The sequence below is a fragment of the Vibrio sp. BS-M-Sm-2 genome (genome assembly GCF_041504345.1).
Taxonomy (GTDB): Bacteria; Pseudomonadota; Gammaproteobacteria; order Enterobacterales; family Vibrionaceae; genus Vibrio; species Vibrio satsumensis.
On record NZ_CP167895.1, the window covers coordinates 206742 to 225854 of the forward strand.

Annotated in this window: 16 protein-coding genes; 10 read left to right on the forward strand and 6 right to left on the reverse strand. The window is 44.7% G+C overall.

Annotated features, from left to right (window positions below; genetic code table 11):
• Window positions 1–222 precede the first annotated feature (222 nt).
• Window positions 223–570: a DUF3316 domain-containing protein gene (locus AB8613_RS17090; RefSeq protein ID WP_017111515.1), complete on the forward strand. Its 348-nt coding sequence runs from the start codon at window positions 223–225 to the stop codon at window positions 568–570.
• Between the two features lie 153 nt (window positions 571–723).
• Here AB8613_RS17090 and AB8613_RS17095 read toward each other — a convergent pair whose 3' ends face one another.
• Entirely contained in the window at window positions 724–2361 is a 1638-nt protein-coding gene (locus tag AB8613_RS17095; RefSeq protein ID WP_372385307.1) for a methyl-accepting chemotaxis protein, read from the reverse strand.
• Window positions 2362–2620: 259 nt separating this feature from the next.
• Between AB8613_RS17095 and AB8613_RS17100 the strand changes: the two genes are divergently transcribed.
• On the forward strand, window positions 2621–3046 hold the full coding sequence (locus AB8613_RS17100) for a DUF3010 family protein (protein ID WP_017069797.1): 426 nt from the start codon (window positions 2621–2623) through the stop codon (window positions 3044–3046).
• Between the two features lie 106 nt (window positions 3047–3152).
• On the opposite strand, the gene AB8613_RS17105 is transcribed toward AB8613_RS17100, so the two are convergent.
• The gene (locus tag AB8613_RS17105) at window positions 3153–4052 is read right to left on the reverse strand and encodes a DMT family transporter (protein WP_061021463.1); all 900 of its coding nucleotides are present in this window, start codon (window positions 4050–4052) and stop codon (window positions 3153–3155) included.
• Between the two features lie 123 nt (window positions 4053–4175).
• On the opposite strand from AB8613_RS17105, the gene AB8613_RS17110 reads away from it, so the two are divergent.
• The 4 genes from AB8613_RS17110 to AB8613_RS17125 all read left to right on the forward strand — a co-directional run bounded on the left by AB8613_RS17110 (window position 4176) and on the right by AB8613_RS17125 (window position 9521).
• On the forward strand, window positions 4176–5603 hold the full coding sequence (locus tag AB8613_RS17110) for a PLP-dependent aminotransferase family protein (RefSeq protein WP_371713946.1): 1428 nt from the start codon (window positions 4176–4178) through the stop codon (window positions 5601–5603).
• 119 nt (window positions 5604–5722) lie between these two features.
• Entirely contained in the window at window positions 5723–6727 is a 1005-nt protein-coding gene (locus AB8613_RS17115; protein ID WP_372385308.1) for a LacI family DNA-binding transcriptional regulator, read from the forward strand.
• A gap of 145 nt (window positions 6728–6872) precedes the next feature.
• Entirely contained in the window at window positions 6873–8336 is a 1464-nt protein-coding gene (gene nhaC, locus AB8613_RS17120) for a Na+/H+ antiporter NhaC (protein ID WP_372385309.1), read from the forward strand.
• 12 nt (window positions 8337–8348) lie between these two features.
• Window positions 8349–9521, forward strand: coding sequence for a MalY/PatB family protein (locus AB8613_RS17125; protein WP_372385310.1), 1173 nt, complete (start codon window positions 8349–8351; stop codon window positions 9519–9521).
• A 95-nt stretch (window positions 9522–9616) separates the two neighbouring features.
• On the opposite strand, the gene AB8613_RS17130 is transcribed toward AB8613_RS17125, so the two are convergent.
• Together AB8613_RS17130 and AB8613_RS17135 are read right to left on the reverse strand one after the other, a co-directional pair.
• Window positions 9617–10186, reverse strand: a complete 570-nt coding sequence (locus AB8613_RS17130; RefSeq protein WP_372385311.1) for a GNAT family N-acetyltransferase — start codon at window positions 10184–10186, stop codon at window positions 9617–9619.
• Window positions 10187–11419, reverse strand: coding sequence for a methyltransferase domain-containing protein (locus AB8613_RS17135; protein WP_372385312.1), 1233 nt, complete (start codon window positions 11417–11419; stop codon window positions 10187–10189).
• Window positions 11420–11914: 495 nt separating this feature from the next.
• Here AB8613_RS17135 and AB8613_RS17140 point away from each other — a divergent pair, with 495 nt between their 5' ends.
• Complete coding sequence (locus AB8613_RS17140; protein ID WP_285954846.1) at window positions 11915–13078, forward strand: amino acid permease; 1164 nt, start codon at window positions 11915–11917, stop codon at window positions 13076–13078.
• A gap of 119 nt (window positions 13079–13197) precedes the next feature.
• Here the strand turns inward: AB8613_RS17140 and AB8613_RS17145 are convergent, their stop codons facing one another.
• Window positions 13198–15177: a methyl-accepting chemotaxis protein gene (locus tag AB8613_RS17145; RefSeq protein WP_146490323.1), complete on the reverse strand. Its 1980-nt coding sequence runs from the start codon at window positions 15175–15177 to the stop codon at window positions 13198–13200.
• Window positions 15178–15569: 392 nt separating this feature from the next.
• Here AB8613_RS17145 and AB8613_RS17150 point away from each other — a divergent pair, with 392 nt between their 5' ends.
• Entirely contained in the window at window positions 15570–15743 is a 174-nt protein-coding gene (locus tag AB8613_RS17150; protein ID WP_186728027.1) for a hypothetical protein, read from the forward strand.
• Window positions 15744–15934: 191 nt separating this feature from the next.
• Window positions 15935–16519, forward strand: coding sequence for a TetR/AcrR family transcriptional regulator (locus tag AB8613_RS17155; protein WP_327784520.1), 585 nt, complete (start codon window positions 15935–15937; stop codon window positions 16517–16519).
• Between the two features lie 120 nt (window positions 16520–16639).
• Here the strand turns inward: AB8613_RS17155 and AB8613_RS17160 are convergent, their stop codons facing one another.
• A complete protein-coding gene (locus AB8613_RS17160; RefSeq protein ID WP_372385313.1) occupies window positions 16640–18505 on the reverse strand; it encodes a fructose-specific PTS transporter subunit EIIC in 1866 nt (621 codons plus the stop codon).
• A gap of 305 nt (window positions 18506–18810) precedes the next feature.
• On the opposite strand from AB8613_RS17160, the gene AB8613_RS17165 reads away from it, so the two are divergent.
• Complete coding sequence (locus tag AB8613_RS17165) at window positions 18811–19113, forward strand: PTS fructose transporter subunit IIB (RefSeq protein WP_146490320.1); 303 nt, start codon at window positions 18811–18813, stop codon at window positions 19111–19113.

Here is a 19113-nt window from a genome sequence, read left to right on the forward strand (position 1 = left end):
ATTGAAGATATATATCAGTGTCACCTTACTTGATATGCGTTACGCATAAATATTCGCTAGCCACAACTGATCAAAATAACGCCAACCAATACCTGACATTTCTCAAAACTCCTTACTGAACACTAACAAAATCGTATTGTCCTCTGACACTCATCCAACCACTTAATTGGTAAGTTGGTTCTGTACCGGAACACAGGTACTTCAACAAAGTAAGGTACTCCTATGAAAAAATTAATCATACTTGCATCAACTCTTGTACTCAGCACAACAGCGTTTGCAGCAACCAAAACAACGATTCAAGAAACAACGCTAAAATCTGATACATTTGTTACTGAAGCGGAAGCATACGATGCAGGAACAAACCTTATGGATGAGCTAAGCGCAAAGACACCTTTTGAGCTTTCTAGAGAACTGCCACAGTTCCAACAAACAACCAAATACGATTCGTTCAAGATTGATGATGCGAATATGGAAGTGAAGAAAATCACTAACATGAGCGGCGACACCCACTACCAAGCGAACGTAAAAGTTGACTACCGTTACACATATAAAGACGGCCGTAGCAGCTAATACCGAACGATTAATTAGGTCTCAAAACCGACCTAGCATCTAAAAGAAAGCCCGTACTCATTGAGCACGGGCTTTTTTGTCGTTCAGCGCTGATTAATGGAATTCAAACGAACAACCAGTATCAGCTCATATTCGTCTGTCTAGCTTTGAAAATTAAACTTCAAACTGAGAAACAAGGCTATCAAGCGCTTCACACTGTTCTGCCAACGCCATACATGCGTTCTCAGCACTGCTCGCCATCTCTACCATTTGCACGGTGCTTTCTGCGATACGTTGGACGTTTTGATTCACTTCTTCCGACACTTGAGATTGCTGGGAAGCCGCTGTGGCAATCTGCGTGTTCATCTCATTCATCTTGCCAATTGAGTTACGAATCTCACTCAAGGAAGACGCCGCCGTTCCGGCTTGAATAATGGTTTTCTCGCCACTCACTTTGCTTTCAGTCATCACGCCAACCGCGTGTTTCGCCCCCACTTCTAAGCGTTCAATCATTGATTGGATTTCACCGGTGCTGTCTTGAGTTTTGCTCGCAAGCGCACGAACTTCATCGGCCACAACCGCAAAACCACGACCTTGTTCACCCGCACGTGCCGCTTCAATCGCCGCATTCAATGCCAACAAATTGGTTTGCTCTGCAATGCCTTTGATAACTCCCAAAATAGAAGCGATGTTCTTCACATCGGTATCCAACTCTTGAACCACACCACCCGCATTTTCAATATCTTGCGCTAAACGCTCAATTGAAGTGACGGTTAAACCCAACGTCGTATCTGCCGATTCCACTTCATAGTTTGCTACATTGCTTGCTGTGGCCGCATCCAGTGCGTTACCGCTGACCACTTCACTGGTCGCTTGCATTTCATGTACTGCCGCAGCCACTACTTCACTTTCTTGTTGTTGATTAGCAGAGAAAAGAGCAACACTTTGAGTCAATGATTTGATGTTTTCCATCTCTGAACGAACCGCATTTGACGCTAAGATAACTTGCTCAACTGTCACGTGAATCTTACCGACAAATTGATTAAACGCAGAGCTCAAACGTGCAATTTCGTCATTGCCCTCAACATGCATACGCTGTGATAAATCGCCGTCGCCAGAAGCAATCTCGCTCATCGCTTTTTCGACATTTTGAATTGGACGAATAATAAAACGATTCGACAGCCACATCGCAAACAACGCCGCTAAGATAGCAACCGCCATACCCACTTCAATGATCAACTTACTTGATTCAATCGAATCGTCGGCTTGTTGGCGAAGCTCTTTCTGCTTCAGTTCAATCAGAGTTCGGATATCACGCAGTTGCTTACGAATAGTTGCAAACTCAGCATCTAATGCAGGTGAGTAATCAATATTGTATTGGTCTGCGTTTGCTGGATCAGCGAACATTGGCTCGTGCAGTGCCACCCACTTGCTCATCGCATTAACAAGCTTTGATAACTCATCACGTGAAGATGGATCCAACACGCCCGCTTGATATAAGGTTTCAACACTTTGAAAACGAGGAACCGCTTTGTAAGCGTTGTCTTTAAATTCAAACTTTTGGTACTCGATCGCCGCTTGGTCTTTAGCAAGCAACAGACCTTGTGCCGAAGCGATAATCTGGTAGATATCTCGGTAGCCATCTTCTAGGTTATCTAGCACTGGCTGAACCACATTATTGAGCTCGTTATTAATCGCAGCTTGAGCATTTGATCTGATAACGTTGAGCACAGTAACAGTAGAAAAAACAATCACAATCACAAACAGCGGGATCGCGATTTTACTCTTAATCGAAAGATTATTGATATTCATTGGGATTAATAACCACACTTCAAATAGGGATGCGCGCGCAATATACAGCACACATATGAAGTCTCGCTAAGGATTTGTGAGCTTCATCTCATAGCAAACGATATCGTCAAATTTCGTGGTGATTATTCGACCATAGCTCAACTCCCAAACGTTAAGGCATGCTCTGATTTAGACTTATTTTCCGCTGATACACGCAAATACTGGAGAAGTGTGAGAAATAACACCATAATGTAGGGCTCTAAAATAAGTAGGTAAGAACATGAAAATTTGTGGTGTTGAAATCAAAGGTAACGATGCAGTCATCTGTCTTCTTTCTCTATCAGATGGTGTATTTAACATTCCTGATTGCCGAGTTTCTAAAGTTTCAATTAGCGACGCAAACGACACACAGAATATGAAAGACTTTCAATTCTCTTTTGCAAAGTTAATGGAAGATTACCAAGTAGATAAAGTTGTAATTCGTCAGCGCCAAACTAAAGGCAAATTTGCTGGCGGTGGCTTTGGTTTCAAACTAGAAGCAGCAATTCAACTGATCGACGGCCTAGACGTAACCGTTGTATCACCGGCTGACATCAAAGAGAGCCTTAAACGTAACCCTCTAATGATGAAGTTCAAAGAAACTGGCCTTAAACAATACCAAGAAGCGCCGTTTACTACGGCATACGCTTGCTTGATGAAGCGCTAATAAAAAGTCGCTAGCCAATATTTGATACAGAAAGAGCCTGAATATTCAGGCTCTTTTTTGTTTCTATCACTCGGCTTTAAACCCAGTTAGTTTTGATGAAACACGCTTACCGCTCTAACGCTGTTCGCCTGCGAGCCTTAATCCATTCCGGCTTCTTCACCACCAGATAAACCGCAGCGGCAGACAAGGCAAAGCCCATTGCACCATAGATATCAAATGACTCACCAAAGATAAGCCACGCTTGAATTGCTGTCGTCGGTGGCACCAAGTAAAACACCGATGCCACACTTGAAGATGCACCGTGCTCTACCATGTAAAGCAGCAAAAGGATGGCAACACAAGACAGAACTACCACCAGCCAGGTTAGAGTCAACGTGAATTCTACAGTCCAGTTCACTTGCATCGTTTCGTAGCGCATTGCGAACGGTAGAAACAGAGCAGCAGAAGCCAAATATTGGACCATCGCACCGCCGACCATATCTGTCCCCTGACAGAAGCGCTTCTGATACAGAGTGCCGCAGGTAATACCCACTAAAGAAACCAAACACAATAACGTTGCCAAGCCTTTTTGGTCGTCTGACTGCCATTCAATATTGCCCATCAACACCAAACTGATACCCGCAAAACCAAGCGCTAATCCCAACCACTGTGCAAAATTAAAACGCTGCGAAGTACAGCTGATCATAATCAATGCGGTAAGAATCGGTTGCAAGCCAACAAGTAGAGAACTCAGCCCGGCGGGCATACCCATATCAATCGCCAGATAGGTGCCACCAAGGTAGAAACCATGAATCAAGATGCCAACCACACAAGCGTGGAAGAATGCGCGACCACGAGGGATACGACGCTTAAGGATTGCAATCAAAACCAAGAACAGCGCCACGTTGGCTACCATCCTCAGTGAAAGTAATGTTGCGGGTTCGGCGTATTCCACACCAAGACGTGCGCCGACAAAGCCTGACGACCACAATATTACAAACACAAACGGAATCATTTTAATCAGCATTACAAACCTCTGGTCAACTCTTCATCAATGCTGCTACCTTAGTTGGGTACAGATAACTAATAAAGACACAGATATAACACTTTAAATGGTTACAGATTAAAAGTGAGCACGAGGGAGAATAACGTGGAAGCAGAAGTCAGCGGCAATAAATACCTTGCTACCGAACAACATATTAAGGCTCAGATCGATAAAGGACTCTTTCATCCAGACGATCGCCTTCCCTCAATTCGTCAGTTAAGCGAACAGCTTGGCGTGAGTAAAAATACCGTGATTCGTGCCTACCAAGAACTGGAAGCGACAGGCTGGGTTTACTCAGTACCTAAATCTGGCTATCGCGTGAAAGCACCCAACACCACAAGCTGGGATTCGCCAAACCAACCTCAAAAAGTTGACCTGTTGTCGGTCACCAAGTCTGTACTCTCTCGTCCAAAAGGTCGTCTGAAGTTGCTGGCAGGCTCAGCACACCCGAACATCAATAACCCTGCGATTCGTAGCTTGTACGCCGAAATCGGTCGGCATAGCCGTTTGCAAACTCAGCTTCCCGGTTATTACCAACTGCCTCCTGGAGACGAGCAGTTAGTAAAGCAATTGTTAAAGATCACCCATGATCTTGGTGTGCCTGCGGGATCGAAAGAGATTGCGATTACTCATGGTGCTCAACAGGCGATCAGCCTGGCTCTGCGTGCGCTCACCAAGCCCGGCGACATAGTGGCCGTCGAGTCACCATGTTACTTCGGTAATCTACTTTTACTTGAGTCGCTTAGCTTGCAAGCCCTTGAGATTCCAAGCAGTGTTAGCCACGGTATTGATATTCCATCACTACAGAGCGCGTTAGACAAATGGGAAGTGAAAACCTTACTGCTAACGCCAAACTTTACCAATCCGACAGGCTCTAGAATGCCTCTTGCTAATCGAAAAGCCTTGTTGGAGATAACCGGATCTTTGCCTATTATCGAGGATGATGTTTTCGGCAGCTTAGCGTTTGACGCACCAATTGCCAGCCTCAAAGAGCTTGATGATCAAGATAGAGTTATCTACGTCAACTCATTGTCTAAAACCTTAGACTCACGCTTGCGAGTCGGCTGGCTACTATCCGGTCGTTACCAGCCTTTGATCGAAAAGTACCTCTTGTGCGACAACATGGGGAGTTCCAACCTAATGCAATCGGCAGTGGGGCAGTTCCTCACCACAGGCAAATACCGCAGTCACCTTTCGAAAATGAAACGGCTTTACCAAACCAATCAAAAGCAATTCCAAAGCCTTTTAATTCAAGCATTGGATAGTCACCCTCACCTTGTCGAGCGCTACCACTTATCAAGACCTGAAGGCTCTTTTTTAAACTGGATAACACTGCCTGAGTCAGTCGATAGCTACGCGGTCTATCAAGACTGTTTAAAGCATAAGTTGGGGATTTTACCCGGCACAGTGTTTGGGACGAATGACCAATATAAACATTGCCTTCGCTTCACTGTCGCCAATATTGAAGAGAGCAAAGAGTGGAAAGAAGGGGTAGTGACACTAGCGAAGATAATCGCTAAGCATACACACTAGAGAGTGTCAGGCCTGCCCTAGATACCGTGATAATCATGAATAAGGTTTGACCTTATTAACATTTTTAACAGCAAAGATTCGCTACACTCTCAGCCTTTCTATGCCTAGCGGAGTCCGACGTGGCAACTATCAAAGATGTAGCGGCACTTGCCGGAGTTTCAACAGCAACCGTTTCACGAGTAATGAACCGTACCTGCTATGTCGAACCAATCACGTTAGAACGTGTAGAACGAGCAATCAAAGAACTTAATTACCATCGTGATGCACGAGCAACCGCTCTGGCGAATAGAAGTAGCAACACCTTAGGTTTATTAACCGGCAATTTAGCTGACCCTTTCTTTGCACTGGTTGCAAAAAGTGTTGAAGAAGTTGCCCGAACCAACGGCTATCAACTGGTTGTAGTTAGCGGCGGCCACAATGCTCAGCGCGAGAAAGAAGGTCTCGACTTTCTTATCAGCCAAGGCTGCGAGGCGATGGTGGTTCACTCAAAAATGCTCGATGACGCGACGCTATTACGCTACACCGCTCAGTTACCCGCGATGGTACTGCTCAACCGCACCATCGCCCAAGTATCGAACCGCTCAGTATGGGTAGACAATAGACTAGGCACTCAAGTATCAGTGCAACACCTGATCAAGCTTGGGCACAGAGAAATAGCTTATGTGTCCAGCGACCTGCCCATTCAAGACAGAACCGATCGATTGGAAGGCTACCGAGAGGCCATGAAAGCGGCCAATATCGAAATACAACCCAACTGGATCATCAGCCAAAACTTTAGTGAGTCAGGCGGTGAAGCGGCTGGCGACATCTTGGCGAGTCAATGTCCTGAGGTTACCGCAGCTGTCACCTTTAATGATGTGATGGCCGCAGGCTTAATGACCAGCCTGCAAGACCAAGGTATCTCTGTACCCAACGATATTTCGGTGATCGGCTTTGACGACGTCTTACTCGCTCGCTACCTTTATCCTCGATTAACCACAATGCACAATCCTATTGATGAAATGTCGACCTACGCAGCCAACCTCGCAATTAAGTTAAAGTCAGCGGGTTACGTACCGCCAACACAACATAAATTCGAAACAACCTTGGTTGAAAGGCAGACCGTTAAGCCAATCAAGCGCTAAAATTAGACAAAACGTGACCGAAATCTCATGTACGAACCTCATGTAACCGCTTACATGAAAACAGTATTGAAGTCTCACTTTCAATGCTAGAGCCCACTTATTATCCACTCCGAACAAACCCTACATTCACCTGAGGACAACAAATATGAATAACTCAAAGCCTCTACCATCGTTCGGATTAGCACTAGCACCTATAGCCGTTATGTTTGCGTTGCTTGCTATTGGATACGGTGTTTTAGGACTTCGCATTGAAGTGCTACTACTGATTTCTGCAACTTTCACTGCATGCATTGCTTGGAAAATGGGCTATAACTGGGATGACATCATCAACGCCATTGTTGAGAAACTTGCTAAAGCCATGCCCGTCATTTTGATTTTAGTTTCCGTAGGCGGCCTCATTGCCAGTTGGATGATCAGCGGCACCATCCCATACATGGTTTACTGGGGGCTTAAAGTCATCAGTGCTGAATACATCCTGATCGCCGCATTCTTCGTAACTTCTATCGTCTCGGTATGTACTGGTACTTCATGGGGTTCTGCAGGTACGGTTGGTGTTGCATTGATGGGGGTTGCGGCAGGTTTAGACGTGTCACTTGCTGCCGCAGCGGGTGCTGTTGTATCTGGTGCTTACTTTGGCGACAAGATCTCGCCTCTTTCTGATTCCACAAACTTTGCACCTGTCGTTTCAGGCACCACACTGTACGAACACATTCAGCACATGCTTTACACAACACTACCGGGGTTTGTGATTGCTTCTGTTGTCTTCTTCTTTGCAGGACAAAGCGCTGATGTGGCAAACATTGGTCAGCCAGAGAAAGTAACGCAAATCCTTGCGGGGCTAGATAGCCTTTATAACTTCAGTATCTTCCTTATCATCCCACCAGTTATGATCCTATGGGGTGCATTAACTAAGAAACCCGCTCTACCACTAATGTTAGGAGCTTCAGCACTAGCGATTGTACTGGGAATGGTTCTACAAGGATTCTCTCTACAACAAGGCTTCCAAGCTTATGTCGACGGCTTCAATGTTTCATTGTTTGAAGCAAAAGGAACAGTGACTGATGGGCTAATCCCAGACGTATCAAAACTGCTTAACCGTGGTGGCCTGTTCTCAATGATGAGCACCATTCTACTGGTGTTCTGTGCCTTCTCTTTCGCTGGTATTTTAAGCCTGACGGGCGCGTTAAATGTGGTACTGGGTCGTTTCCTGCATCTTATCCACTCAACAGGACAGCTTATCGCATCAACAGTGATCGCGACTATTACCGTAGTTTTCACGACATCAGATGGCAAACTAGCTCTTCTTATTCCAGGTGAATTGTTCCAAAACGCTTACCGTAAAATGGGGCTAGATACTAAAAACCTATCAAGAACCATCGAAGACGCGGGCACGATTATTGAGCCACTGGTTCCTTGGACTGCTGCGGGTATTTACATGGCAAGCACACTAGGTGTAGCGACGCTAGATTACCTACCTTGGGCAATCCAATGTTACACCGGTGTCGTTTTCGCTCTGATTTATGGCTTCACTGGGTTTGGTATCGCCCCTGCAAAACCAGAACAGTCAGAAGACTCCGCAGAAACTTCTCTAGCTCACAGCATTAAGTAAGGCTCACATCCTATGAATTCTTTCGACAATACGATTAACCGCCGAAATACAGGGTCGGTAAAGTGGGACTTTATGGAGCAGAAGCTTGGCTTAGAAGGCTCCGAGTTGCTGCCAATGTGGGTGTCTGACTATGATTTCCAAGCACCTCAACAAGTATTAGATCGCTTAGCTCAAGATATTTCGCATGGTATTTTTGGTTACTCAGAACGTCAAGACGACTACTACCAAGCCGCGATTGATTGGTTTAAAAAACAACATCAAACAGAAATCAAACGAGAGTGGATCACCACGGTACACGGCGTTTTGCCCGGTATTGCTATGGCGTTGCAAATGCTCACACAAGTGAATGACCAAATCGTTATTCAAAGCCCGGGCTACGGTTCATTCCGTAAGATCATCGAACTGAATGATCGTAAGGTGTTGAACAACCCATTGATTGAATCAGAAGGTCATTACCAGCTTGATTTCGCACATTTGGAAGACTGCTTTGCGAGTGGAGCCAAAGCGTTGATTTTCTGCAACCCACACAACCCAACAGGCCGAGTATGGAGCGAACAAGAGATCCTGCAAGTTGCCGAGCTTTGCCAAAAACACGGTGTATGGCTAATCAGTGATGAAATTTGGAGCGACCTAGCGCTAGCATCCAACATATTCCATTCAACATTGAAACTACCAAGTTCGCTAACCGACAAACTTATTGTGGCGACTGCGGCCAGTAAAACTTTTGGCTTGTCATCATTAAGAATCTCTAACTTCATCATTCCAAATGCAGAATTGAAAGAGCAGTTTGTTCGCCGTTTAGATGCTCATGGCATGGATTGCTTCAACAACCTATCAATGTCCGCTGCGACCACGGCATATCAAGAGTGTGATACTTGGCTAGCAGACTTAAAGCAATATTTGCAAGGCAACATCGAAACGCTGCATGGATTCTTGAAAGCAGAACTACCTCATGTTCGCTTTGTAAAACCTCAAGCGACTTACCTCGCATGGCTTGACTGCCGAGCAATTGAAATAAGTGACACTGAGCTTGAGAAAAAACTCATTGCAGCCGGAATTGTACCGAGTATGGGTTGTGCCTTTGGAGAGGAAGGTTCTGGGTTTATCCGTTTGAACCTAGGGTGTCCTGCTGAAGTATTAAATGATGCATTGGTACGACTTAAGGCAGCATTAAACGCCAATTAATAGGCAATGAAATTACTTAATCCGATCAATACAACAAAGCCCAATAGGAAACACCTATTGGGCTTTCTCTACTTCTCAATTTTTATTTCAAGCAACTACCAATATTCAGCATGAGCCAAGCCTTTAACGCAATTCGATTTTTCACTTGTTACTTTAACTTCACCGCCAATCAACGACTGAGCCAACCAACCGTGAGGGAAACTCAATTTAAATGGCGCAGGGATCTGCTCAACGGTAATTTGCCCAAAGCCAACTTTGGAATAGTAACTAGGGTCACCGTATGTCACAGCAAGTTCAACGCCCTGCTCCTTAAGAACCTGTAAACCAAAGTTAATCAGCTTTTGGCCAATACCACGTTTTTGAACCTGAGTACTCACCGCTACTGGTGAAAGCAAATATGCCTTCGTTTCATCGTCAAATGAAAGTGGTGTAAAGATAATCGCGCCTATAATCGTGCTATCCGTATCTGACTCACTAGAATCATCTGCAGCAACAAAGCAAAGTAGCTCTGTCGAATCCGTGATCGTTAAAAGATCGTTAGCAAGCTTACCCACTGTTTTACCTTCGTTCTCGCCTTCTGAATCCGTAAAGGTTTGAGTAAAAAGGCGAGTGATAGTTTCGATCTCGCTTGAATCATATTGTTTCAATTTCATGGTGTTCTTCACTTAATGTACTTTCTTCAACACAAAAAAATGATAATCAAAATCACGCAGCCTAGAGCATTGAGAACCTTCTGAAAGGTCACTCTTAGGTTTACTGTTATTGAAGAATTGTTTAATTTCATTGTCGCAATCTGCGAGCGCTTTAGAATTCGGCATCGTCGCTTTCAAAGCCTCGACTTGCTTTTGTAAAGGCAGGTAATAGGCGAGCCAACCGGTGTCGCTCATCGCGAAGTCATCCAATACTTGATAACCCTCTGCTTTTGCTTGTTTAATTCGCTCAGGTACCGTCGTCATGTCTGGGTATTCTTTCTGCCAGAATGCTTTGACAGGTTCGCTCGGGTTCTCGGTGTTCCACACCAAATCATTCACGACCAATATGCCGTCATCAGTAAGTAACTTTCGCCACTGTTTAAGTGCTTTCTGGACACCCATGATGTAGGCACTGCCTTCTGACCAGATCAGGTCGAACGACTTCGCTTCAAACGGTAAATCCATCATGCTTGCGCACACGGTTTGAACATTACTTTCTAAGCCAGATGCCTGTGCTTGCTGAGTCAGAATATCTAAACTAGGTTGATCGTTGTCTACCGCTGTTATCTGCACATCCGCTTGATGTTCTTTAATGGCTCTCGCTAACACAGTTGTTGCAATGCCTTTGCCACAACCAATCTCAAGTACCTGTTCCGGTGAACTAGGCACTTTGACAAATGCCTCTAAGGTATCTTCAGCCGTTCCGGGTCCTAAGCGCTCTAAACCCTCGAAGATGCCGCCAAAATCAACCATATATTGTTCATGTTCATTCATGTCTTTCGATAACCACCTCAATCGCAGCGCCTGTTTTTCATCAAAACCCTGCTTAATTAACCAATCGAGGTGTGCATCTGGCGCAATCTTGTCCATCGACTCATGCCACTCTTCTAAGCCGCTCTCACCCAGCATTGCTGCTAATAAATCTCGTGAACGTTGTTTTTGCACAAGCTCTTCGTCCAGTTGCTTAAGACGATTTTCCAACAAGCCACGTTCTATCTTTGCATCTAAACAGGCTTGGCACTCTTTAAGCGTTAACCCGCCCGCTTGCAGCTGCTGTAACAAGTGAACACGCTGCAGATCCTTTTCAGAAAAAAGGCGATAACCATTACTCTGGCGTTGAGCTTCAATCAAACCTAGCTTGCCGTAATACAACAATGTGGAGCGACTCAGGCCAACAAGTTCAGCTAATTCAGATATGCGATACATGCACTTCTCCCTCATTTCTATCTATAAGGTAAACTATGAAGCTATAGTCAGGTCAATACGAAATTATACTTCATGCCCCTCTTTTCCTAGTTTCCCGCCCTTAAGCTCAAATTGGAAAGGTCTCTAAGTACCTATTTCAACCATAGAAGGCTAGTTACCAACATTACCCAACCAGACTTAGAAAAAGTAAGATATGAACTTGATGAAATAAAAACAAACCATTCAAAAAACATACTTTTTACTAGCTAAGTGGATCTACTTCTAAATCGTTCAATAATTAACAAATGTTAACCAGGCGCTAAATAAAATCACCAGACGAATACATACAGGGAGCACCAATAACAAGTAAAAATCTCTTCGTAACTTTTTTAGAAAAAATCAAAATTTATTAGAAATTAACCCCTAATTTTACTGAGTAATTTGTTAGGCTTGGCAACAAATATTTACAATCCAAATAAAAACTAATTGGATAGCTAGAGGTTGTTTTTCTTGAATATGAAATTATTCGGCAGTTCCCTAATCCTTTCGGGAACTGCATTAGGGGCTGGTATGTTAGCCATCCCAATGGTTTTAGCTCAGTTCGGCTTTATGATCAGCTCTGTGCTGATGCTGCTAATTTTTATTGGCACCACATACTCAGCACTGCTACTCGCAGAAGCCTGCACCAAAACCAAAGACAACAGTGGCATGAGCAGTGTTGCTTACCTGACTTTGGGCAGCAAAGGGAAACATTTTATCAATGCACTCTTCTACCTGCTGTTGGTATGCATGCTCATCGCTTATATCTTGGGTGTTGGTGACATCATTCACAAGCTACTACTCGATGTTGGCGTAGACATATCTTCATCTGTTGCCTATACCATTTTCAGCCTATTGATGGGTGTGATTGTAGTATCGGGTAAATCCTACATCGACAAACTGAATCGCGGACTATTCATCTTGATGGTAGTCATGTTGTTTATTGTGATTGCTTCTCTATTTAGCAACATTCGTTTGGATTACCTAACTCAAACTAGCAACTACACAGCCAACGATGTCGTTCAATACAGTGCGGTTATCTTTACCAGTTTTGCCTCTATGGTGGTGATCCCATCACTGGTTATCTACAACCGAGAAGCGACTCAAAAGCAGATCCGCAATATGATTCTGCTAGGCTCGGTGATTCCACTAATCTGCTACCTAACTTGGTTGTTCGCGATTATCGGTAACCTTGGCACAGACGCCATCAGCCAATTCCACAACATTTCAGAGTTGATCTCTGCGTTTAGCGGACAGTCTGCTTGGTTAAAAGTAGTGATTGCTCTGTTCTCAGCACTGGCATTGGTGACCTCTTTCCTTGGCGTGTCTATGGCGCTGTATGACCAAAACAAAGACGCCGTCACCAACAATAAAGCGTTGGCTTATGCTCTAACCTTCATCTTACCTTTGGTATTAGCCGAGCTGTTCGCTAGCCAGTTTGTAAGCATGTTGGACTACGCAGGTATGGTGCTGGTGTTCCTAGCTATCTGGGGCCCACTCGCAATGGTAGTTAAAGTTCGTAGACCTGACTTCCCTCATCTACAAACTGAAGGCAGCTATACCGCAGCCGGTGGCGACACGGCATTGATGGCAACATTCGGCTTTGGGGCGTTGATTTTTATCTCTTGGTTTATGGGGTAGAGCTTATGGGTTAGCCCAAACATTGCTGATAAAAAAGCCCGTGAATCCTAAGATTCACGGGCTTTTTAGTTTTTTCTAAGGCGGCTCTAATCGAACCGCCGTTGGCTGTTTTTAAAAGGTTAACTCTTAAACGTATTCGAGAGCTCTTTCAGCGATGTTGCCAATTCAGCTTGTTCTTTCGCTGTCGCAGCAATTTGCGTTGCACCGGTCGTAGATTCTGTCGACTTCTGTTCGACTGCCACAACGTTCTGAGCAATATCTTGAGTCACTACCGCTTGCTCTTCGGTTGCAGTCGCAATCTGCTCTGTCATACTGAATATCTCGCTCACAGCGCCTGAAATATCTTGCAGCGTCTGCTCTACTCCTCGTGAGTCTTCAACCGCTCTTGAAGACATCTTCTTGCTGTTATCAATCACGTTAAACGCGGTTTGCACGTCTGATTGTAGAGAGCTAATGAAGCCTTCAATCTCCAAGGTAGATTCTTGGGTACGTTGTGCCAAAGTACGTACTTCATCTGCAACCACGGCAAAACCACGGCCTTGTTCACCAGCACGTGCTGCTTCAATCGCTGCGTTTAGTGCGAGTAAGTTGGTTTGGTCAGCAACCGACTTAATCACATCAATCACGCTGTTAATGTTATTGCTACTTTCGTGTAGATGAGTGATTTTTTCAGCGAGGCCGTTAATCTCAGAAGCCAAGATCTCAATCGATTGGTAAGAGTGCTGAACCGTGCTCAAACCTGCTTGTGATTGTTCATTAGCCAATTTAGCTGAGCTTGCTGTTTGCTGAGTTTTAGCCGCGACCTCGTTCACCGTTGCCGATAGCTCCTCTGTTGCTGTCGCAATCAAACCAATTTGGTCTTGCTGCTCAACCAAGGTGTTGGAGTTGTATTGGCAAGTTTGCGCCGTCTCTTCAGCTGCAGAAGCAAGTGTCAAGCTAGACTGCGACAAGTTATCTATTACCTGAGAGAATTTCTCTAACGTTTCGTTGAGAGACGAAGAGATATGCCCTAGCTCACTCTCTCCTAAATACTTAGCTCTCACCGTTAGGTCATTATCATCACGAACAACAGAAAGTACTGAGGTTAGATTTTTTACTCGGAGCGTTAGGTCTGTAATCACTTTAAAGCTAACAAAGGTCGCAAAGAAAGTAATTGCAACAAATACCGCAATACTTGCAAACATCGCAGATTGAGCTTCACTCGCCTTGTTTTCAGTCAACGCGATAAGTGATTCAGCCAGTTGATTCTCCGTTTTCTTTAACTGAACAATACGAGCAGTTGATTGCGCGAACCAATACACAGGGTCTACATCAAAACCTCTCATTTTTGATTCAGCCACATCACGAAGCTTCTCGACTTCCGCGACCGAACGGTCATTTAATTGTTGTTGAAAGAAGCGAACGTTGTCTGGGTTACCCAGAACTTCAAAGTTCGAGAAATACGTGTTTTGCTGTGTCACCAAAGAGATGAACTTAACCAGCATACCTGGACCAAACTCATTTTTAGAAAAAGTGTTATTTAGGACAGCACGCTCGATACCAGCTCGCTCTTTGCCTTGCAAGAAGTTGTAATAAGCGATGGTTTCCGTAGTGATGGTAGCATCGGAGCTTAACTCAGCAATTAAAGCCGATACGCTGAGCAGTTTTGCATTCAGTTTAGTGTAGTAACCTAAAGCCTCTGAAAGTGGGATCGACTGAGAATCAACACGATTACGAATAGACGTAATTTGATTTAGGCTTTGGCTGATTTCAGTGTTCAGACGGGAGATCTGGGGTAAGTCGATTTCTGCAGACTGCCAGTACTCAGCTCTCTGATTGCGTCTGTTATCCGCACTTGTTCTTTGCGCTCGCAGCTCACTGACAAACTTCGTACCTTGTGAGCCGATAAAACCTGCCGTCATACCGCGTTCTTTTTGTAGCTCATGTACAAGTTCGCTGTACACAACCGACAAACGAGTCAGTTGGTTTAATGACGACATTTCGCTGGTCGTTTCTACGCTTTTAGAAATCGTAGAAGCACTCAGCCATAGAAACCCTAAGATCGGTAAAATAAGCAAAGCGATGATTTTTTGCTTAAAAGACATATCGGTTAATTTCATTGTTATTTCCTAGCAGCTAACGAATCTTTATCTGTAATGTAATTAGACACACTTCTAAAACGGTGTACTTTTACTAAGATCATATAATATTTAGTTTTATCAATTACCGTGCCATGTTATCGGCAATCGATAACGCTAGCATTTAACCTTACAAAATTCATTGGTTTATTTATAAATCTGTTAGCTATGCAACCTTATCGAACACAAAAACCGTGCAACAACATATTCCCGACGCAAGTGACTGAAAAATGACGCTTTTTATTAATACTAAAGGGGTAGGAAAACACTCAGGTTCGGCTGATTACTCACTACATATTAAGCAGCAACTATGTATAATGCCGCCCCGAAAAGTTAACAATTCAATCAACTAAAAAGCATAACCTGAGGTATTTATGGACTGTCCAGCTTGCGAAGAACACATTGGATGGGAGTGGGTAGAAGAGGAAGCCATCGAGCCCAATGAAGAGTTCGACTGCCCTGAATGTGAAGCAACTTTGATGTACACCATCGACGAAGGCACCTATTACGGTGCGCAACATAAAACCGTCGAAGTTGTCGACGACTAGCCTTCATCAGACATTGAGAAATATTTCACCGTAGAAGCTGTCAAAGCTCGTCATAAATTGCATTCAATCAAGCGCCTTATGCACCAGTAAGGTGCAAGACCGGCAATTAAGTCGAGCAAAACATACCTTTACTGGAACGAGCGTTCAGCATAAAATATTGAACATATGTTCAGATTAATGAAGTAGATGTTATGGCCAAGACCGCGAAATTCGATAGACAGGATGTAGTAGATAAAGCAACGAACCTGTATTGGGAAAAAGGCTTTCATGCGACTTCTATGCGTAATCTGCAAGACGTGATTGATATGCGTCCGGGTAGCATCTACGCGACTTTTGGCAGCAAAGAAGGTTTGTTTAAAGAGACGCTGGCTCGCTATACCGAACTTGGTATCCTCAATCTGAACAGTTTCCGCAGCGAAACAGACTCGCCTATCAAAGCGCTGGAAAACTTCGTAAAACGTGCCGTTGTCGAATCAAAACAGAGTGCGCCAAACGGCATGTGTATGCTGGCAAAAACGGTCGCAGAACTGACCGATGAGCACGCCGAGTTATTAGAAGAAGCGAAGAAATCACTGAAGATCATGGAAGGTGAATTCGCCAAGCTGATTACCGAAGCACAAGATCTTGGTGAAATAAACAAAGAGCGTGAACCGACTCAACTAGCTCGTCATGTTCAGGTTCAAATCGCAGGCCTGCGTACCTACGCGAAAACCTGTGACGACATCGATTTACTTAACTCAATGGTTGAAGACGTATTTAAGTATCATCCTTTCTAAAAGCTGAGCTTGTTTTAGAAGCCATACAAAAAGACTCCACTGTTAGCCAAATGCTAGAGCGGAGTCTTTTTAGTTTTGATCTACTTAACTTTATAGATGATTAACTTTAGTGTTTAAGGGTTATACCTTTCTCATGATCAGCGCCTGTGCATTAAGCATCGCCTCTTTGGTGCTGACATCTAAGGTTTTCACATTCGCAAAGCGCTCGACTTCCTTAATCGCCACGTCATGAGCAAAGATCACCAACCTCGCCCTTTCAATATCTTTAGGTGTGATGCGATTGCCTATCCCGCTGGCGCCCTGCGTTTCAACTTTTATTCTAACCCCGAGATGATGTGCCGCCTTTTCCAAAGACTTAGCCGCTAGGAAAGTGTGAGCAACACCAGACGGACAAGAAGTGATCGCGAGTACATCCGCTTGCCCTTCTTCGGTCACCGAACCACCCGCAAACTGATTAGAGCGAGCCTCACCTTCGACCACATTCTTTTTCAGCAATATTACGATTAAAGCCGTGGTAAGAGCCCCCGCGAGTGTGCCAATGATATAGCCAATCTTGCCATCCACAACAGGTAGAACAATCCAACCGCCCCATGGTGCATGGTTTACCACATGGAACATAAAACCAACTACGTTACCGACAATACCACCAGCCACAACTGCAGGTAGAACACGTGCAGGATCGGCAGCAGCAAATGGAATCGCACCTTCACTGATGCCAATCATTCCCATGATGCCTGCGGCTTTGCCGGCTTCGCGTTCGTCTCGTTTAAACTTCTTCGGCGATATAAAAGTCGCCAGAGCCATGCCCAGTGGTGGCGTACAAATCGCAATGCCAACGCCACCCATCAACCAAGGCTGGGTATTTACCTGCGTTTGAGCAAACAGCGTTGCGACCTTGTTGATTGGGCCACCCATATCAAAGGCCGTCATAGCGCCTAAAATACTGCCGAGCACCATTTTTCCAGAACCTGCCATACCCGTTAGCATTTGGTTCATCTCAAGCATTACTTGAGCTATCGGAGAGCCAATCACCCACATCACCGCGCCACAAGTGACGAAAGTGCCGACGAGTGGATAGATGAAGATAGAGCTCAACGAGATCATACTGTCTGGCAGTTTGATCTTTTTAAGTAGGTTAACCACAAAACCGGCAAAGAAACCGACCACAATCGCACCGAGGAAGCCGGTATTGTATTGATTCACCGCCACCCAAGAACCAATCATGCCGGGAGCTAAACCGGGTTTATCAGCCATTGAGTACGCGATGTAGCCGCCTAGAACGGCAGTAAACAGGGTTAAGCCTGCGATCCCCATCTGTGCGATGTCTGCTAACACACCACTTTCAGGCACAGCACCATGACCCGACATCATCACCGACAAAGACAGCAACACCCCACCCGCGACCACAAAGGGAATCATATGCGAGGTGCCGTATAACAAGTGCTCTTTGAGGCGATTGAGAGACTGCGCCCAAGGGCTGAGCGGCTCAACGTACACTTCATGATGGCTAGAAGCGTAGCTATCGAAAGATTCAGAATTGACTTCGAGAAACAGTTCTTGAGCCTCTTCAACCGACTCCACTGCCTTTAATTTTGTAACAAAGCCATCTTCAATCAGTTTGGTAGAAATCTGTGCCAGCACCTCAATATGATGGTCGTCGTTGTTATCAGGTGAAGCGAGCATAAAAAACACATCAGACAGTTCACCGCCATCAGCACCATAATCTATGCCCGTTCGGCTGATGCCCACAGCAACAGCAGGCTTTGCAACGGCAGTACTTTTCGCATGTGGAATCGCAATACCATCATCAAAACCGGTATTACCAATAGCCTCACGCTTCCAGATATCATCAAGGAATTCACTTTTATTCGAGAGCTTACCAGCGCGATCGAGTAACTCGACTAGCTCTTCAAATACTGCCTGTTTTGAGTCTGCTTGCAAATCTAAGCAGATAATCTCGGGCTCGATAATGTCAGTGATATCCATGTTTTACTCTGCCTCGCCTGATTTCAGACTGAAGTAATTAGGTTCTTCCGACCTAAATTAAAATTCGATGTTAATAGGATGAAAAGATTAGCTGTGTGTCAGCGATCATCATATAGGACGAAAGGTGCATTAACTGGATTATTGTAACCAAGAACTCAGAGTGTGACGTCCACCTTAGAATAAAAAACGCCAATCCATAAAATCCACAGAACCCATAAACGTATCGCCCCTACTGTATGCTCCCGGTCTATACTGGGTTTTCCCATACGAGAGAGTAAAGTGGCGAGATTAAGCCGAGAATAATAATGAAAATTGTAGCGGTAACTGCGTGCCCTACAGGCATTGCGCACACCTATATGGCAGCTGATGCATTAAATAAAACAGCCCCTAAATTCAACGTTTCAATCAAGGTTGAAACACAAGGCGCTATGGGTATTGAAAACTTACTCTCTGCACAGGACATTAGCCTCGCAGACAAGGTGTTGATCGTCTCTGATATCGACATTGAACAACCAAGCCGCTTCGACCCTGCTAAAACCTTATTCATTCCTATGGAAGAGGTGCTGTTAAGCGTCGACAAGGTTTTTATTAAGCATTGCCGAGCTTAA

What these genes read in the sequence shown, in the direction of transcription:
- AB8613_RS17090 (WP_017111515.1), top strand. Translation starts at nt 223, where the DNA reads ATGAAAAAATTAATCATACTTGCATCAACTCTTGTACTCAGCACAACA.
- AB8613_RS17095 (WP_372385307.1), bottom strand. Translation starts at nt 2,361, where the DNA reads ATGAATATCAATAATCTTTCGATTAAGAGTAAAATCGCGATCCCGCTG.
- AB8613_RS17100 (WP_017069797.1), top strand. Translation starts at nt 2,621, where the DNA reads ATGAAAATTTGTGGTGTTGAAATCAAAGGTAACGATGCAGTCATCTGT.
- AB8613_RS17105 (WP_061021463.1), bottom strand. Translation starts at nt 4,052, where the DNA reads ATGCTGATTAAAATGATTCCGTTTGTGTTTGTAATATTGTGGTCGTCA.
- nhaC (WP_372385309.1), top strand. Translation starts at nt 6,873, where the DNA reads ATGAATAACTCAAAGCCTCTACCATCGTTCGGATTAGCACTAGCACCT.
- AB8613_RS17125 (WP_372385310.1), top strand. Translation starts at nt 8,349, where the DNA reads ATGAATTCTTTCGACAATACGATTAACCGCCGAAATACAGGGTCGGTA.
- AB8613_RS17135 (WP_372385312.1), bottom strand. Translation starts at nt 11,419, where the DNA reads ATGTATCGCATATCTGAATTAGCTGAACTTGTTGGCCTGAGTCGCTCC.
- AB8613_RS17140 (WP_285954846.1), top strand. Translation starts at nt 11,915, where the DNA reads ATGAAATTATTCGGCAGTTCCCTAATCCTTTCGGGAACTGCATTAGGG.
- AB8613_RS17145 (WP_146490323.1), bottom strand. Translation starts at nt 15,177, where the DNA reads ATGAAATTAACCGATATGTCTTTTAAGCAAAAAATCATCGCTTTGCTT.
- AB8613_RS17150 (WP_186728027.1), top strand. Translation starts at nt 15,570, where the DNA reads ATGGACTGTCCAGCTTGCGAAGAACACATTGGATGGGAGTGGGTAGAA.
- AB8613_RS17155 (WP_327784520.1), top strand. Translation starts at nt 15,935, where the DNA reads ATGGCCAAGACCGCGAAATTCGATAGACAGGATGTAGTAGATAAAGCA.
- AB8613_RS17160 (WP_372385313.1), bottom strand. Translation starts at nt 18,505, where the DNA reads ATGGATATCACTGACATTATCGAGCCCGAGATTATCTGCTTAGATTTG.
- AB8613_RS17165 (WP_146490320.1), top strand. Translation starts at nt 18,811, where the DNA reads ATGAAAATTGTAGCGGTAACTGCGTGCCCTACAGGCATTGCGCACACC.